Annotated in this window: 16 protein-coding genes; 8 read left to right on the forward strand and 8 right to left on the reverse strand. The window is 67.9% G+C overall.

Annotation, left to right across the window (positions count from 1 at the left end):
• Positions 1–553 precede the first annotated feature (553 nt).
• On the forward strand, positions 554–883 hold the full coding sequence (locus QYM41_RS16465) for a histone-like nucleoid-structuring protein Lsr2 (protein ID WP_368800860.1): 330 nt from the start codon (positions 554–556) through the stop codon (positions 881–883).
• 470 nt (positions 884–1,353) lie between these two features.
• Here the strand turns inward: QYM41_RS16465 and QYM41_RS16470 are convergent, their stop codons facing one another.
• Together QYM41_RS16470 and QYM41_RS16475 are read right to left on the reverse strand one after the other, a co-directional pair.
• A complete protein-coding gene (locus tag QYM41_RS16470; RefSeq protein WP_368800861.1) occupies positions 1,354–1,704 on the reverse strand; it encodes a hypothetical protein in 351 nt (116 codons plus the stop codon).
• On the reverse strand, positions 1,701–2,471 hold the full coding sequence (locus tag QYM41_RS16475) for a ParA family protein (RefSeq protein ID WP_035930583.1): 771 nt from the start codon (positions 2,469–2,471) through the stop codon (positions 1,701–1,703). Before QYM41_RS16475 ends, QYM41_RS16470 begins: the two co-directional genes overlap by 4 nt.
• Positions 2,472–2,756: 285 nt before the next feature.
• On the opposite strand from QYM41_RS16475, the gene QYM41_RS16480 reads away from it, so the two are divergent.
• Both QYM41_RS16480 and QYM41_RS16485 read left to right on the forward strand, forming a co-directional pair.
• Positions 2,757–2,954, forward strand: coding sequence for an antitoxin VbhA family protein (locus QYM41_RS16480; protein WP_229586624.1), 198 nt, complete (start codon positions 2,757–2,759; stop codon positions 2,952–2,954).
• On the forward strand, positions 2,947–3,579 hold the full coding sequence (locus QYM41_RS16485) for a Fic/DOC family protein (protein ID WP_368800862.1): 633 nt from the start codon (positions 2,947–2,949) through the stop codon (positions 3,577–3,579). The genes QYM41_RS16480 and QYM41_RS16485 overlap by 8 nt, the downstream gene beginning before the upstream one ends.
• An 81-nt stretch (positions 3,580–3,660) precedes the next feature.
• On the opposite strand, the gene QYM41_RS16490 is transcribed toward QYM41_RS16485, so the two are convergent.
• From QYM41_RS16490 to QYM41_RS16515, 6 genes are all read right to left on the reverse strand, one after another.
• Complete coding sequence (locus tag QYM41_RS16490) at positions 3,661–5,283, reverse strand: replication initiation protein (RefSeq protein ID WP_368800863.1); 1,623 nt, start codon at positions 5,281–5,283, stop codon at positions 3,661–3,663.
• Positions 5,284–5,447: 164 nt separating this feature from the next.
• Positions 5,448–5,666: a hypothetical protein gene (locus QYM41_RS16495; RefSeq protein WP_017832691.1), complete on the reverse strand. Its 219-nt coding sequence runs from the start codon at positions 5,664–5,666 to the stop codon at positions 5,448–5,450.
• A gap of 63 nt (positions 5,667–5,729) precedes the next feature.
• On the reverse strand, positions 5,730–6,311 hold the full coding sequence (locus QYM41_RS16500) for a hypothetical protein (protein WP_368800864.1): 582 nt from the start codon (positions 6,309–6,311) through the stop codon (positions 5,730–5,732).
• Positions 6,308–7,429, reverse strand: a complete 1,122-nt coding sequence (locus QYM41_RS16505) for a transglycosylase SLT domain-containing protein (protein WP_368800865.1) — start codon at positions 7,427–7,429, stop codon at positions 6,308–6,310. The genes QYM41_RS16500 and QYM41_RS16505 overlap by 4 nt, the downstream gene beginning before the upstream one ends.
• A gap of 35 nt (positions 7,430–7,464) precedes the next feature.
• Positions 7,465–8,946: a nucleotide-binding protein gene (locus tag QYM41_RS16510; RefSeq protein WP_368800866.1), complete on the reverse strand. Its 1,482-nt coding sequence runs from the start codon at positions 8,944–8,946 to the stop codon at positions 7,465–7,467.
• Positions 8,947–8,956: 10 nt separating this feature from the next.
• Complete coding sequence (locus tag QYM41_RS16515) at positions 8,957–9,226, reverse strand: helix-turn-helix domain-containing protein (protein ID WP_095651506.1); 270 nt, start codon at positions 9,224–9,226, stop codon at positions 8,957–8,959.
• Between the two features lie 127 nt (positions 9,227–9,353).
• Here QYM41_RS16515 and QYM41_RS16520 point away from each other — a divergent pair, with 127 nt between their 5' ends.
• From QYM41_RS16520 to QYM41_RS16540, 5 genes are all read left to right on the forward strand, one after another.
• A complete protein-coding gene (locus QYM41_RS16520; RefSeq protein ID WP_368800868.1) occupies positions 9,354–9,989 on the forward strand; it encodes a DUF6668 family protein in 636 nt (211 codons plus the stop codon).
• A complete protein-coding gene (locus QYM41_RS16525; protein ID WP_017832684.1) occupies positions 9,986–10,285 on the forward strand; it encodes a hypothetical protein in 300 nt (99 codons plus the stop codon). The genes QYM41_RS16520 and QYM41_RS16525 overlap by 4 nt, the downstream gene beginning before the upstream one ends.
• Before the next feature lie 46 nt (positions 10,286–10,331).
• Complete coding sequence (locus tag QYM41_RS16530) at positions 10,332–11,081, forward strand: DUF8175 domain-containg protein (protein ID WP_368800869.1); 750 nt, start codon at positions 10,332–10,334, stop codon at positions 11,079–11,081.
• Positions 11,074–12,939 (forward strand): TrbL/VirB6 family protein, encoded by a 1,866-nt coding sequence (locus tag QYM41_RS16535; RefSeq protein WP_368800870.1) that lies wholly within the window; start codon positions 11,074–11,076, stop codon positions 12,937–12,939. Before QYM41_RS16530 ends, QYM41_RS16535 begins: the two co-directional genes overlap by 8 nt.
• Positions 12,920–13,719, forward strand: an 800-nt coding sequence (locus tag QYM41_RS16540; RefSeq protein ID WP_368800871.1) for an SCO6880 family protein, incomplete at its 3' end; no start/stop codon positions are given. The genes QYM41_RS16535 and QYM41_RS16540, both read left to right, overlap by 20 nt.

The following is a 13,719-nucleotide window of genomic DNA, read 5'->3' on the forward strand; positions in this document are numbered from 1 at the left end:
CCCGCGAGCACGGCTCAGGCGGCGGCTTCGATCGCCCGGATGGAGGGGCTGGGCGGCTGCCTCATCAATCAGCCAGCGCATCCGGGCCGCTTTCGCCTGGGCTGTTTGCCAAGCAGTTGCGGTGGCGCGCTGGTCGTCAGTGAGGGCAGGGTAGCCAAGGTTCATTGGAGTCCTCGGTCTGTTGGTATGGGGGCTACCACTGTCAATTATTCCGCCAGCGAGTCTATTTGGCCACGAGGCAGAGATGAACCGGCTTTGGCCAGCCCCTCCGCAGCGATGTATTGATTCGGTAATTCATCCGGGATTGATCAGGTGCTGAGGGCACCGGGGGTGGTTCATCATCCGGTGTGCGAGGCGTCGACGCAGCTAAGCCAGGTTCCGCTCAGGACATCGAAGTATTATCCGGTAGCGTGACCCGTGAGCGAACACGCACAGGACAATCCCCGACGCCCATCCTTTTCCCGCAGCATGGGAAAAGACGTCGGCCCGGGCATCCCGGGGCCTGGACGCATTGCGGTGGAAACTATGACGAGATCAAGGGAAAGGCGTTGTGATGGCCCAGAGCGTGCAGATCATTTTGGAGGACGACCTCGAGGGCGGTCCTGCTGATGAGACCGTCCAGTTCGGTTTGGACGGCCGGCAGTACGAGATCGACCTTTCCACTGCTAATGCGGAAAAGCTGCGGGAGGCCCTGCGCCCCTATGCTGCGGCTGGCCGGCGGGCCCAGTCCAAGTCCGCCCGGACTACCGGGCCCCGTTCCTCTACCGGTGGTAACCCAGAGACGGCGAAAATCCGGGCGTGGGCGAAGGAGAACGGGTACGAGGTCTCCGACCGCGGCCGTATTCACCAGTCCGTCAGGGACGCCTACTACGCCGCCCAGTAGACCCCCACTCCCCCACCCGGACACGCCCTCGGGCCTGGCCGGGTGCTTGCGAGACAGCGGGGTCTGATGCCGGCGGTCACGGCCGTGGCATCACCGGGGAACGTCTCGGGGCAGGGCTCGAGCACGAGGGCCCTCACCATGTCCCCTCCGCACGATCAGCAGCCGGTGACGGGCTGAGGATCTGCTCTCGGCCACGGTGCCGCCGGGACGCCCCGCGTCCAACCTGGACAGCGATGGTCGTCCCTTCGGCCCCCGACTACGGGCCGTGCTGGGAGCTGGCCCTGGCTCCTTGCGGCAGGTGCGCGGGCACCCGCGTCGTTCGACGACCCACGGAACCACCCATCCCATCCCGCCGCCTGTCCCCAGCATGAGAGAACCCGGCCCACCCTCATCGGTGAGCCGGGTTCCTTCCTCATGGACCATGGGAAAGCCGCCCGCAGTCGATCCCCTCCCCTACCGGGGGCCGGGGGTTATCGGTTGAGCTGTTGGGCGTAGGCGCGCACGGCATTCTCAATCACGGCGCGGGCGGTGCCGTCGTGTTCGGTGAGCTCTTCGATCAGGTCGGAGACGTCTTGGGCCACCCGCACCCCGAGCTGGATCGTGGGTTCCCGGCGCGGCCGGCCCCGGCCGCGCTTAGGCGCGGCCACCGCAGGCTCCGCCGCCGGTGCCGCTTGCATCGGTGGGGACGACACCTGCGGTGTCGCGGGCTGGGGTGAGGTAGCGCGTGGGGGTGTGTAGTCGACCGGGTCGATGTGCTCATCCGGTGCCGGCCGGGGCCTCCGTCGCTGGAGTGAGGCGGGGCGCTCGGGCTGCTCGGTCATCGCAGCACCTTCTTCGCGATCGCAGTGTAGGCATCCAGCACGCGGGCGCCCTTGCGGTATTGGCCGTACCACTCACCCGAGATCCGCACTTCTTGGACGATGGCCCGGTCCGGGATCAACGGCTCCAGGAACAACCCGGTGGCACGGAGCTCCTCGAGGCTGGCCACCGCCGCCCGGCTCATGATGGTTTCCTTGACCCCGCCGACGACGATGCCGGCCTCGGTGAGGGTGTCCGGGGCGCCGAGTTGCTGGCGGTGGCGGCGGAACTGGGCGACCGTGCGCCGGGCCCCGTCCACCCCGTCGATGCCATCGCTAGTGGCGGTGGCGGCGTAGACCACAGTGTCCGCCGCATTCAGTGCTGAGAGGGTCAGCGGCCCACCCTGGCGATTGGGACAGTCGATGACCACCACATCCGCTTGCAGGCCGGTCAGGGAGATCTTCAGCCGCAGCTCCGCGTGATCGGCCCGATCCGCCTCGCGGTTGGAGACATTGCGGGCCGAGGGAATCACCCGGAGGTTGGGGTGCCACCCGCTGGGCACCGCGAGGTCTTCGGCCCAGCCTTCGGGGTTCTCGTCGCCCAGGATTGCCCCAACGTGCATTCCTTCAGCCGAGGGCTCCACCCCAAACCACTTGGTGGAGGCCGCGCGGGGGTCGAGGTCAACGAGGACGACTCGACGTCCCTCGGCGGCGGCGACCATTGCTAGGGAGACGGCGGTGGTGGTCTTAGTGACTCCACCGGATTCGCTGTACACCATGAGGGTTTGCATGCTTTCAAGCTATCAAGCTTGAGGGCCATCAAGCCATCTGTCTAGTTAGCTCGATTGATATCTAGCTAGATAACTATTTATCTAGCAGGCTCAATAGCTAGCTATCTACCATTAATTCTACAGGTCATGCTTCTGGGGTGGCGTCGTGGACAGGGATGCTGCGCCAGGGAGTGCGTTTCGCAACCGGGGCTGGCGTCCCCGGCGCGTATGACCCCAGATGCTGGTCAGGGGCGCTTGGTAGACTAGAGCGCATAGCACGGCCCAACACACCACCGGGGAGGTTCCATGGCACAGCAGCACATTCTGCCACCGGCCCTCGAAGTGGACCGGGCACAGCAGGTAGCTTCCGTGGTGCACAGTGCTGCCATGGAAGGACTTCACGTCACCACAGCGACCCGTGCTGAGATGGATCGTTTCGCCGAGGGTGGGCTCGAGGTCGAGGAGCTGGTTCGGCGCACGCGCGCCCGCTACGGCCTTGAGTGAGGCCCCCGGCCCGCACCGTGACCCGTATCTGGACCCGCACACCGGGATCCTGACCAACCTGATCGGCGCCCGCACCGCCGTAGAGCTCGCCGCCGCGGAAGCCGACCTGGTGGCGGTCCGCACCCTGCAGCTGTGGCGCCATCCACCGGCGCCCACCCGAGATCTGGTTGAGCTGCAAGCCATTCACCGTCATCTGTTCCAGGACGTCTATCCCTGGGCGGGGCAGCTGCGCACCGTGGATCTGCGCAAGACGGTCCCGGGGGCGCAGCCGTTCCTGCCGGTGTCGATGATCACCCGCTCGGCCGGTTTCGTCTTCGATCAGCTCCGCCAGGACCGCTACCTGCAGCACCTGGATCGGGACCGGTTCATCGAACGGTTGGTCTATCACTATGACCAGGTCAACTATCTGCATCCGTTCCGGGAGGGCAACGGGCGCACCCAGCGCTTCTTCTTCGACTCAGTGGCTGTAGCCGCCGGCTGGTGGTTGGACTGGACCCAGATCACCGGGGCGGTCAACGACGCTGCGTCCCGGGCCGCAGCCGAAGACCATGACCTCGCTGCCTTGCAGGAGATGTTCGCGGTGATCCTCACTCCCGCACCTCACCACCGTCGCCCGCGTTCCTGACCGGACCAGCTAGCGGTCGGACAGGCCCGGAGACAGCGAAGTCCCTGAGAGCACTGCAACACTGACGTGGGACGCGACGCGTCAGTGGACGATGTAGCCGGGGAACCGTGCTGACCACCGGGAGCCGCCAGCGACTCGAGTGACTTCGTAGGAGACGGCGGTCAGGTGTGGGAAGCGCAGTCCGTGGAGTTCGCCGACACGGGCCCCCACTTCAGTGACGTGCAGTTCTCGCCCACCCAGCGCAGCGCCGTGGAACGGTCCGTCCTTGACTCTCTCCCAGTAGTCGGAGGCGGTCGTGAAAGACCAGTACCCGGAGCCAATGGGGTGATCCTCCAGGTAGTCCAGGGGCACCCAGAGAGTGAGACCGCGGTGCTCGGGGAGAAGCCGATCCCGGAAGTCGGGGTCTGGTTCTCCAGGCAGGACGCCTTCAGGCCACTGGTAGGCGGGTTCACTCGTCACGGGGGCATCCTCTTTCTTGGCAGGTCCGGGGGGCACTTCCAGGCTAGGGGAGGGGGCGGGGCACACCTTGGGGGCGGAGCCAATACCTGTTGCTTGGAGAATTTCACCCTCCTCGACGGGGCCGCCGGCGGGTGTGATGGGCTCGTTTTTCAACCAGGCCATCACGGTGCGTGTAGTACGCCCTACGGCCTCGGCTATGGCCCGGTAGGTCGCCCCCGCCGCCCGCAACTGCACCGCTAGAGCCCGCAGCTGCCCCACACGGCGGGTGCGGGCCTGGCGGGCCTGGGCGGCGTTGTCTGCCGCCGCCCGCGCCTTGGCTTCGGTCCTGGCCTTCCCGCCACGGCGGCCCATCCGCGCTAGATACTCGTGTGCAGCATCGGAACCACTGGTGGAGGTGGGGCGTCCCTTGCCGGCGTTGACCTGACGGACGGCCGAGCGCGCCAGACAGGCGACCTCGCTATCGGTCAGAGGGTGGGGCAGCTGGGCGTTGAGCGCCCTGGCGTGGGCGATCGAGGCGGCCTCGCTGGGGGTCTGGTGGCGGGTCTGCCGCTGGTCCCACAGCCACCGGCGGGTGGCGCGGAAGACCGCGGTGTTGCGCCCCACCTCCGTGGCGGTGTCTGAGACAGAGGCTCGCGGGATGCCGGACTGTCCCAGCAGGGGCGTGCCCGGGTCCCAGGCTGGTGTGGCGGGTCCGTCGATGGCCTCGTTGTGGAAGGGGTCGGTGTACTCGGCCATGTGCGCCTTGAGATCGCCCAGGGACCATGGGCTGGTTCTGCGGCCCCACCACACGCGCCCGGCCGGGAGCTGAGCGGCCGGGTTGCGCACCAGGTACCGGGTGAAGCAGGGGTCCCCGTCCACCAGCCGGTCCAGGGCCCGTTGCACCGCCTCCGCGTAGCGGATCGGGCCTGGCCGAGCGCCCTCGCCCCGGTAGACCGGCTCGATCGCCCATCCGGCTTGGGCGTGACCGGTGTCCGGGTTCTCGATGATCCAGGTCGGCTCGGGCACGGCCGGGTGCATCAGGTTCAACAACGCGTCCTCGTCATCGACGTCTACGACGAGGAAGTTCAACCAATCGGCCGGGTTGAGCTGGATGAACGCGAAGTCACCAGCAGGCCGCCCACGGTTCGGGAACGCCTGCGACTTGGTCTGACCGCACCGGAAGTACTCGATCCGGTGGTGCGCCAGAAACCGGCGGGCCGGGGTCTCGGGGCAAAAAAGGGCAATGTCGAGTAAGGCGGGGTCCACTTGCGGACGCGCCTCAGGTACACTAGGGGACACAACGGTCCCCTGGTAATGGGTTCATATGCAGTTCTCATCCGGTTTCTGTTGAACCAGCTGTTCTAGGTCGCCAAACTCACGACAGCTGATTGACTTCGACGGCCCGCCCTCCACGGCGGGCCGTCAGTCGTTTAAGCGGTTTTGGTGATGGGGAGCTCCTCAGCGTTCTGCCGATCATCTATCGCATTCGGCAATCCGTGGTCACGGTCGATCAAAGCGCCGACGTAGTCCGCCTGGGACAGCCCTAGAGCAGCTGCCTTTTCCGCCGCACGGCGGTGCTGCTCGGGCAGGACGCGCATGCTGAACGCCACTCGCTTCCCGAGCAGCTTGGGCGGTGTGTACTCCGTCATACGCCCACCCTCTCACATTGCTTGTACTAGCGCTAGAAGTTCGTGGGTGTGTCGGCCGGATCGCTACAGGTCATGGGATTGATGGCCCACGACGTCCCACTGGTCGTTGTGCTTCTCGAGGTAGATGACGACTTGGCGTTGGCCGGTGGCCTCGATCTGGTGGTCGTCGCGGCTGATCCATCGCCAGGTGAGGTCGTAGGCGCGGATGGCTTTGTCCGCGGCGACGTCGCGGGCGACGTCGCCGACGGCCGGCACAAGGCTGGGTGCGCTGTAGGCCTGGTGCTGTGCTGGTTCGAGCCAGGCGGCCTGGTTGCCGTTGCGTTCCGGTTCGACCTGGTGGTCGGCCCATTCCTGGGACATCAGCGGCTTGGCGCGGATCGCTGCGGCGGTCTGGGTGCGGTCGGTGGCGGTGTCCCAGGAGTGCAGCATCAGCGCGGCGGTTTCGGCGGTGGCCTCCACGTCGGCCCGGTCCACGGTGTCCGGGTCGGGGAAGGTACCTTCCCCGACGGTGAGTTCGGTGGGGGAGGGCGTGGCCGTGGCGGGAGCGGTGGTCTGCTCGCTGGTCTGCTGTGGCCCCTCTGGCCCGCAGGCGGTCAGGGGCAGCAGGCACAGTGCCAGGGCTGTGATCAGGCGGTGTCGGGTCATTTCGGCCATGCTCCTTTCTGTTTGAGGATGGGCTCGGGGTCGAGGTTGTGCCCCTGGTAAGGGAAGACCATCTCCGGGGCGTCGGGTTTGTAGATCTCGAAGTGCAGGTGTGTGGCCATGCCGAATCGGCCGCGGTTGCCCTCGGTGCCGATGACGTCGCCGCGTTTGAGCTGCTGGCCTTTGGCCACGTCCCAGGAGTGCAGGTGGCAGAAGGCGAAGCCGAAGTCGGGGTCGTCCCCGTTCTCCTTGGCGATCACGCATCCATCGGTGGCGTTGAACCCGGTGATCCGTAAGGACGTCGGGGCGACGACGACCCCGCCGCGGCCGTTGCCGGCCCCGGGGGTGGCGATGTCGACGCCCTCGTGCTGGTTGGCCCAGCCAGGGACTCCGGCCAGGGCGCGGCCGCCGTAGCCGGAGGTGAACACGCCCCCGGGCAGTGGGGTGGTCCACTCGCCCTCACCGAGGTCTCCGTCCCAGGCCAGGACCCCGGTGGGTGCTTGGCAGTGGGCGGAGAACTGGGACTGGCCGGTGTCCAGGATCGTGTCGATGTAGTCGCGGGTCTCCTGGTACGGCGGCACCCCTTGGTGCTGGTCCACGGCCCCGGGGCCGGCGTTGTAGGCGGCCAGGGTCAGGCGCACGAGCTCACCGGCGTCCTCGCCGGCGATCGGTTGCACGTCGGTCTTGAGGGCGGCCATGTAGCGGCCGTAGGCGGGAATCGCGTCGTCGGGGTCGAAGGGGTCCCCACCCTCGCCGTAGGTGGCCCAGGTGGCGGGCATGAACTGGGCGATGCCCTGGGCGCCGGCCGGGCTGGTGGCGTCCGGGTTCCACCCGGATTCCTGGGCCAGTTGTGCCGCCACCACGCTGACGGGCAACCCAGCGGCCCGGGCGGCTTCTTCGACCAGTGGTGCCCAGCCGTTGGGGATGTTCGGCGCCCGCTCCTCACCGCTGTCGTTGCCCGTGGTGACGGCGGTGACGGTGCAGGAGCCGGCTGAGGCCTGTTCTTCGTCCTCGGCCAGGGTGGCGACGAGCACGGCGAGGGCCACGATCGAGCCGATGGCGAAGACCAACAGCAGCGCCACGACGGCGCCGAGGGCACGGGGGGATCCAGCGACGGACATGACAGCCTCCTGGGGGGGGATGGGAGGGCTGTGGGTCAGAGCTGGTCGATCAGGGTGGCGGTGGCTTCCTCGTAGGCCCGCACGGTGGCTGGGTGCAGGGCGTCGTAGTGGAAGGCGCGTCCCTCCTGGAGGGACTTGTCGAAGGGAATGACGACGGTCCCGGCCAGCCCGACCGCTTGGGCGTACTCCTGCAAGCGGGTGAGGCGTTCGGTGTTGTTGGTGGCGGTGTTGGAGACCACCAGCACGGAGCGGGCCAGCTTCTGCCCGTGGCCCTCGGCCTGGACAGCGGCCACGGTGGCCTCCAGCAGGCGGGCGTCGTCCTCGCGGTTGTGGGCCACCAGCACCAGGGAGTCGGCCACGTCCACGGCGGCGCGCCAGGTGGAGGACTGGGCGGAGTTGCCGGTGTCGAGCAGGATCAGGCTGTAGAGGGACCGCAGCGTCTCATGGGCCGCCCGCACGGAGCGTCCGTCCACCCGGGTCCGATCGGTGCCCTCGGGCGGAGAGGCCAGCACGTGGATGCGGTCATCGCCCTGGGGGCGCACGTAGCGCACCAGGTCGGCGGTGCGGCGGGTGACGGTGTCCAGGTTGCGGATCAGATCCAGGGTGGTGCGGTCGTGACCGCCCGCCAGGGAGCGTTCGGCCAGAGTGCCCTGGTTCTCGTTGAACTCCCCGGCCAGGATATTGCCGCCTCGCACCCGCCCGGCGGTGGCGGCCAGGTGGTAGGCGGTGGTGGTCTTCCCGCCCCCACCTTTGAGCTGGAGCACCGCCACGGTGCGGTGGGTCTCCAGCGGCCGCTGGATCCGGGTGCGGCGGGCACGGGATGCCCGCTCGACGGGCGAGGCCGCCAGGGACAGTCCGAGCCTCTGGTTGCACCATCCTCGCCAGCCGTGGCGGGCGGGGGATTCGGGCGTCTCCGTGGTCGTCTCCCGGCGCAGCTGCAGGCGGGGATCTCCGGCCTCGGCGACGACCGGGGTCGGTGTGGGGCTGCTGGGCGCCGGGTCGTCGGCGGGCGTGTCGCCCGCGGTGGTCTCGGGCCGTGGGTCCGTATCTGAGAGCTCGGATGCGTCCCCCGAACGGGGGACGTCGGCCTTGGGAAGCGTCTGCGGGGTCTCCGCATCGATGGAAGGCTCCGCGGGCTGGTGTTCGCTCAGGTCAGCGGCTGGTTCGGTGGCCGCTACCGGGCGTGTCGTCCGTTCCGGCTCCGGCATGAGGTCGTCGACTGTGACCACTCGTGAAGAGCCTCCACGGGAGGATCGTTTCTTCATCGAGGCACTGGCATCTGCCGTCACGGATCCGTCCGCGGCGACGATCAGTCGCGTCTCCGGCTCGGTCACCGAGGCCGGGTCGATGGCCGTCAGCTTGACCGGTCGCCCCAGGTCATCGGCGATTGAGACGACGTGGGCGATGGCTGCCGGCATCGAGGCGAACTCGTAGGGGACCCGGTCGATCGTCACCTCCACGCTGTCGTCGGCGGCGATCCTGGCCGTGCAGACCGGCCGCTCCAGTGCCTGAGCCATGGTGCTCTCCCTACTCCTCGTTCGTGTGCGCCCCGTCATTGTCGGTGGAATGGGGGACGTTGTACTGAGAGCGAAGATGTTCCTTGATGTCGTCACGCAGGATCAGCCAGGTCTTGCCGAGCTTGATCGCCGGCACGATGCCGTCGCGCAACCAGCGGTAGGTGATGGTGCGATCACCGAGTCCGAGCACCTGCGCGAGCTGGTCGACGGTCAGCCGCTCGGGCAGGCCCTCGAAGAGCCGGTCCAGCGCGTCAGACACGACGATCACCTGCGCCCTCATACCGGGCACTGTACACAGTCATACTCGTTTGTTGTCTAGTGTTGTTTAACATTGCTAATCCTCTCTCAGTGTTGTCTAATGCACATAGGGTCCAGTCTATTGGAGGCCCTGCAAGCGAGGAGGTGTGATGGACAACCGTTGGGCTGAGTTGGTATCGCCCTCCACCCAGGAGCAGACCCGCCCGATCTTCGAAGACGTCCCCGAGGAGACCGTCACGGTCTTCCGCGGCGCCTCAGGTCCCCAGCGAGGCGTGACCGGGCTCTCCGGGGACGAGGAGCGACTGGGGCGGTTTCTCACCACCACCCATGACGTGTTCTGGCTCGGTGTCCACGGTGGGGCCGGGGAGTCCGTCCTGGCCGACCTGCTCGGCGGCGTGGCCTGCCACCACCGGTGGCCCATGCTTCCTGACGAGGGAACCCGGCACGCCCCCGCGCTGGTGTTCCTCGTGGCCCGGCAGAACAAGCGGGGCCTCGATGCCGCCCGTCTCGCCGCCCGCGACTGGGCGGCCGGCGCCCACCCCGATGTGAATCTCCAAGGCCTGGTCCTGGTGGCTGATGCCCCGGGGCGCACCCCGAAGTCCTTGGCCGCAGCGACCCGGGTGGTTTCCGGCGGTGTGCCCGCCACCTGGGTGGTGCCCTGGATCGAAGAGCTCCGGCTCACCGGGACCGTGGACTGGGAATCCATGGCCCGGGAGCCGAGAAAAGTCCTCACCGCCCTCGGTGAGGCAGCCGATGAAGCACTTTCTGAGAGGACCCCCCAATGATCGACCTCGTACTGGCTGCACAGGACACCGTGCTCGCGCTGCCGGCCGCCCTGCCCGACTCCGACCCGCTGGCCCCTCCCGGGATCGGCGACACCTGGAACCGCATGGTCGGTGTCGGCAAGTGGATCGCCCTGGGCATCGCCGTGCTGGGCCTGCTGGTGGTCGGCGGAAAGATGGCCTTCGACGCCCGCCGCGGGGAGACCACCGAGGAGGTCTCCGGGATCATCAAGATCGTGTTGGCCGTGGCCCTGATCTCCGGCGGCGCCTCGATCCTCTCCTTCATCTCCGGGGCATGACCTCTGGCCCCCGCAAGACCAACCCCCCGCAGCAGAGGAGCAGCAGGTGACAGACCAGATCGAGACCGACGACAACAACACCTGGTGGAAGGCACCCCGCTTCCTCATCTCAACCGTCCTCCTCGCGCTGCTGATCGTGCTGGGCATCGTCCTGTGGCTATGGCCCGACGGCGAAGAACCCACCCAAGCCGCCCCGGCACCGGCCACGACCGCCGAAGCAGTATCGGGCGAGGAATCGGTGTGCGGTCTAGACGCCACCGGCGGCACCACCCTCACGAAAGCGCCCGAGGACGTCGAATGGACCGCCCTGGGCGCGATCTACGCGCCGTCCTCGGAGGAGCACGGACCGGGCACCGTGGATGAGTCAACGGGTGTGCGCTCCTGCTACTCCCACACTCCCGAAGGGGCGTTACTGAGCGTCGCCAACATGTTGGCCTCCAGCAATGACCCGCAGCTCCTCCTGGACACGACTCAAGCCTTGGCTTTGGACGGCCCGGGCAAGGACATCAACATCGGGCAGATCCGACAGCGCATCGCGGAGAACGACGCATCTACCACTCCTGTGCAGATCGCCGGCTTCCGTCTTCTCTCCTATACCGGCGACAAGGCCAGCGTTGAAGTAGTGGCCGCTGCAGACGACGGATCAGAGAAGACGTACATCACCAGCAGCGCCGACATGGTTTGGCAGGACGGTGATTGGCGCTTCGTGTTCCGCGACAACGGAGACACAGGCCCTGTTGCCGGCCAGGTGTCAGACCTGAACGGGTACATCACGTGGGGACCCCACGATGGCTGAGGAGGAAAGCTGCGGCAGGCTCGACCTCGTCTGCAACACGAAGGAAGGAATCAGCGATGCGCTCACCGGGGCAGCCGGTGATGCGCTGGATCAGATCGCGGACGGTGTGACCTCCGCCGTGGTCGAGACGATCGCATCTCTTGGATCCATGTGGACCACGGTGGGTAGCGCCAGCCTCACCAGCGAGAACAGCGGCGTTGCCGAGGCTCCGGTCCGGGGAGCGTTCAACGATCAGGTCGATCTGCTGCTGAGCTACGCGAGCTGGATCGGGCTGGGGGTGTGCGTGTTCGGGGTGCTGTTCCTGGGCATCGTGTTGGCCACCAACGCACGCCGCGGCGACGGGGCCGGCCTGGTCAACACCGCCACCGTGTTGGCCTCCGGGGCGGCGCTGATCGGTGGGGCCACCAGCCTGATCGGCTTCCTCGTCCCGGCCCGGGCGGGGAACCTGTCCGGGTCGGTGGGTTTTATCCAGGACCAGACCTTCTACCTCACCCTCGCCGTGGCCGCGCTGAGCGTGATGATCGCCGGGGCCCAGATGGCCTGGACGCAGCGTGCTGAACCGGCCCGGGACCTGCTGAAGAATCTGCTCACCCTGGCCGTGGTCACGGCCTCGGGAGTGACGATCCTCAACGTCCTGGTGGCCGGCACCGACGCCCTGGCCGTGCAGATCATCGACTCCGCCATCGGGGAGGACTTCCAAACCGATGTGCTCAAGCTCCTGGCCCTGGACAACGCCACCAGCGCCGGTGCGGCCGATCCGGTGTGGTTGGGCGGCAACGTCATCCTGATCATCGTCGGCGGGATCGTGGCGATCATCGTGAACCTCATCCAGCTGATGCTGATGGTGCTGCGCACCGGGATGCTGTTCCTGATGGCCGGGATCCTGCCGCTCTCCGCCGCCTTCTTGAACACCGAGACGGGCAAGAACTTCTTCCAGAAAGTCATCGCCTGGACCCTGGCCTTCGCCTTTTACAAACCCGCCGCAGCCCTGATCTACGGGTTGGCGATCAAAATGTCCACCACCGGCGTGTGGGAGGACGGAGGCAGCGGGCTGATCCAGTTCGCCGCCGGACTGATGATGATCGTCGCCTCCGTGTTCGCCCTGCCCGTGCTCATCGGATTCCTCAGCCCCGTGCTGGGCTCGATGTCCTCCTCCGGCGGTGGCGGCGGGGCGCTGGGGATCGCGGCGATGGGCGCGGCGATCCCGCAGGGCGCCTCCCACCTGGCTCGCTCGGGACGCGGGTTCGGCTCTGATTCCTCCTCCCCACCGGCCTCGAAGGGCGGGGCGGGTTCCGCGCCCACTGGTCTGTCCTCGGCTGCAGGTGGGGCCAGCGGCACCGCTGGGGGTAGTGCTGCGGGCACGGCGGGCTCCGCTGGTGCTGCGGCGGCGGGTGCAGCAGCTGCACCGGTGGCTGCGGGCATGGCGGCCGCCAACGCCGTGCAAAGAGGTGGGGAAGCCGTCTCCCAGGCCACCGAGTCCAGCGCGAACGCTGGTACCTCCAGCACCGGGGGCGGCGCCTCTGGCACCGGAGCGGCAGGCGCGTCCGCCACGGGCGCACCCAGCCAGGACGGTGCGCAGAAGTCCTCTGCCGGGGCCGGAGCGCAACCGGCCCCGGGCAACGGGGCGACAGGGGGAGCACCTCGTGCCGGAGCTGGGCCCGCCTCGGGGACAGGGGCTCGTCCCACCCCCGGGATCGGTGCTGGTGCACCACCGCCACGCACCGGGGCGCGGCCTACCGGACCCGCCGGCGCGAAGCCGACCGCCAAGGCCATCCAGCAACAGGCACGTGCGTTCAAGGCGCAGATCGCCAACGACACCGGAAATGAGGGCCGCCCTGATGGCGCAGACCGCAGCTAAAACCGAGAACCGTCCGCGGGTGTACGGCAACTTCCGCACCCCCACCTCCAAGGGCCTGGCCGGACTGTCGACTGCCGGCACCGTGCTGCTGATCGGTGGTGTGGTCGGCGGGATCCTGCTGATGATGCTCAACCTGTGGCTGGTAGCCCTGGCCTTCGAAGCAGTGATCCTGACGCTGATCGCGCTCTCGATGCAGAAGAACAAGCACGGACGCACCCTCATTGAGCGGATCGTCCGGCGCGCCGGGTGGGCCAACACCGTCTACGCCGGCGCCAACGTCTACCGGGCCGGGCCGGTGTCCCGGGTGCCGGAGGGCACCATGAAACTGCCCGGGATCTCGGCACGGTCGAAGATCACCGAGCACGTCGACGGCTACGGCCGCCCCTTCGCCCTGCTCGAAGTCCCGCAGAAACACCACTACACCGTGGTGTTCTCCTCCGAGCCCGACGGCGGGGGCATGGTCGACCAGGAACACATCAACCGGTGGGTGGACCGCTGGGCGCACTGGCTGGGCATGCTCACCGACGAACCCGGGCTCACCGCCGCCTCGGTGACGATCGAGACCGCCCCGGACTCCGGGTACCGCCTCGCCCGGAAGATCGAGGCCCGCATGGCCGAGAACGCCCCGGCCTTCGCCCGCGACGTCATCAACGAGACCGTGCAGATGCTGCCCACCGGGGCCACCGTCACCCGGGCCTACATCGCGGTCACCTTCAAAGCCTCCGTGCGGGCCGGCGGGCGCATCCGCAACGCCCAAGAGGTCGCCGATGACCTGGCCGC

Source organism: Kocuria oxytropis (assembly GCF_040981195.1).
Taxonomy (GTDB): Bacteria; Actinomycetota; Actinomycetes; order Actinomycetales; family Micrococcaceae; genus Kocuria; species Kocuria oxytropis.

Excerpts from the sequence above, each read along its gene's own strand:
- QYM41_RS16465 (WP_368800860.1), top strand. The coding sequence starts at position 554 with ATGGCCCAGAGCGTGCAGATCATTTTGGAGGACGACCTCGAGGGCGGT.
- QYM41_RS16470 (WP_368800861.1), bottom strand. The coding sequence starts at position 1,704 with ATGACCGAGCAGCCCGAGCGCCCCGCCTCACTCCAGCGACGGAGGCCC.
- QYM41_RS16475 (WP_035930583.1), bottom strand. The coding sequence starts at position 2,471 with ATGCAAACCCTCATGGTGTACAGCGAATCCGGTGGAGTCACTAAGACC.
- QYM41_RS16480 (WP_229586624.1), top strand. The coding sequence starts at position 2,757 with ATGGCACAGCAGCACATTCTGCCACCGGCCCTCGAAGTGGACCGGGCA.
- QYM41_RS16495 (WP_017832691.1), bottom strand. The coding sequence starts at position 5,666 with ATGACGGAGTACACACCGCCCAAGCTGCTCGGGAAGCGAGTGGCGTTC.
- QYM41_RS16500 (WP_368800864.1), bottom strand. The coding sequence starts at position 6,311 with ATGACCCGACACCGCCTGATCACAGCCCTGGCACTGTGCCTGCTGCCC.
- QYM41_RS16505 (WP_368800865.1), bottom strand. The coding sequence starts at position 7,429 with ATGTCCGTCGCTGGATCCCCCCGTGCCCTCGGCGCCGTCGTGGCGCTG.
- QYM41_RS16510 (WP_368800866.1), bottom strand. The coding sequence starts at position 8,946 with ATGGCTCAGGCACTGGAGCGGCCGGTCTGCACGGCCAGGATCGCCGCC.
- QYM41_RS16515 (WP_095651506.1), bottom strand. The coding sequence starts at position 9,226 with ATGAGGGCGCAGGTGATCGTCGTGTCTGACGCGCTGGACCGGCTCTTC.
- QYM41_RS16520 (WP_368800868.1), top strand. The coding sequence starts at position 9,354 with ATGGACAACCGTTGGGCTGAGTTGGTATCGCCCTCCACCCAGGAGCAG.
- QYM41_RS16525 (WP_017832684.1), top strand. The coding sequence starts at position 9,986 with ATGATCGACCTCGTACTGGCTGCACAGGACACCGTGCTCGCGCTGCCG.
- QYM41_RS16535 (WP_368800870.1), top strand. The coding sequence starts at position 11,074 with ATGGCTGAGGAGGAAAGCTGCGGCAGGCTCGACCTCGTCTGCAACACG.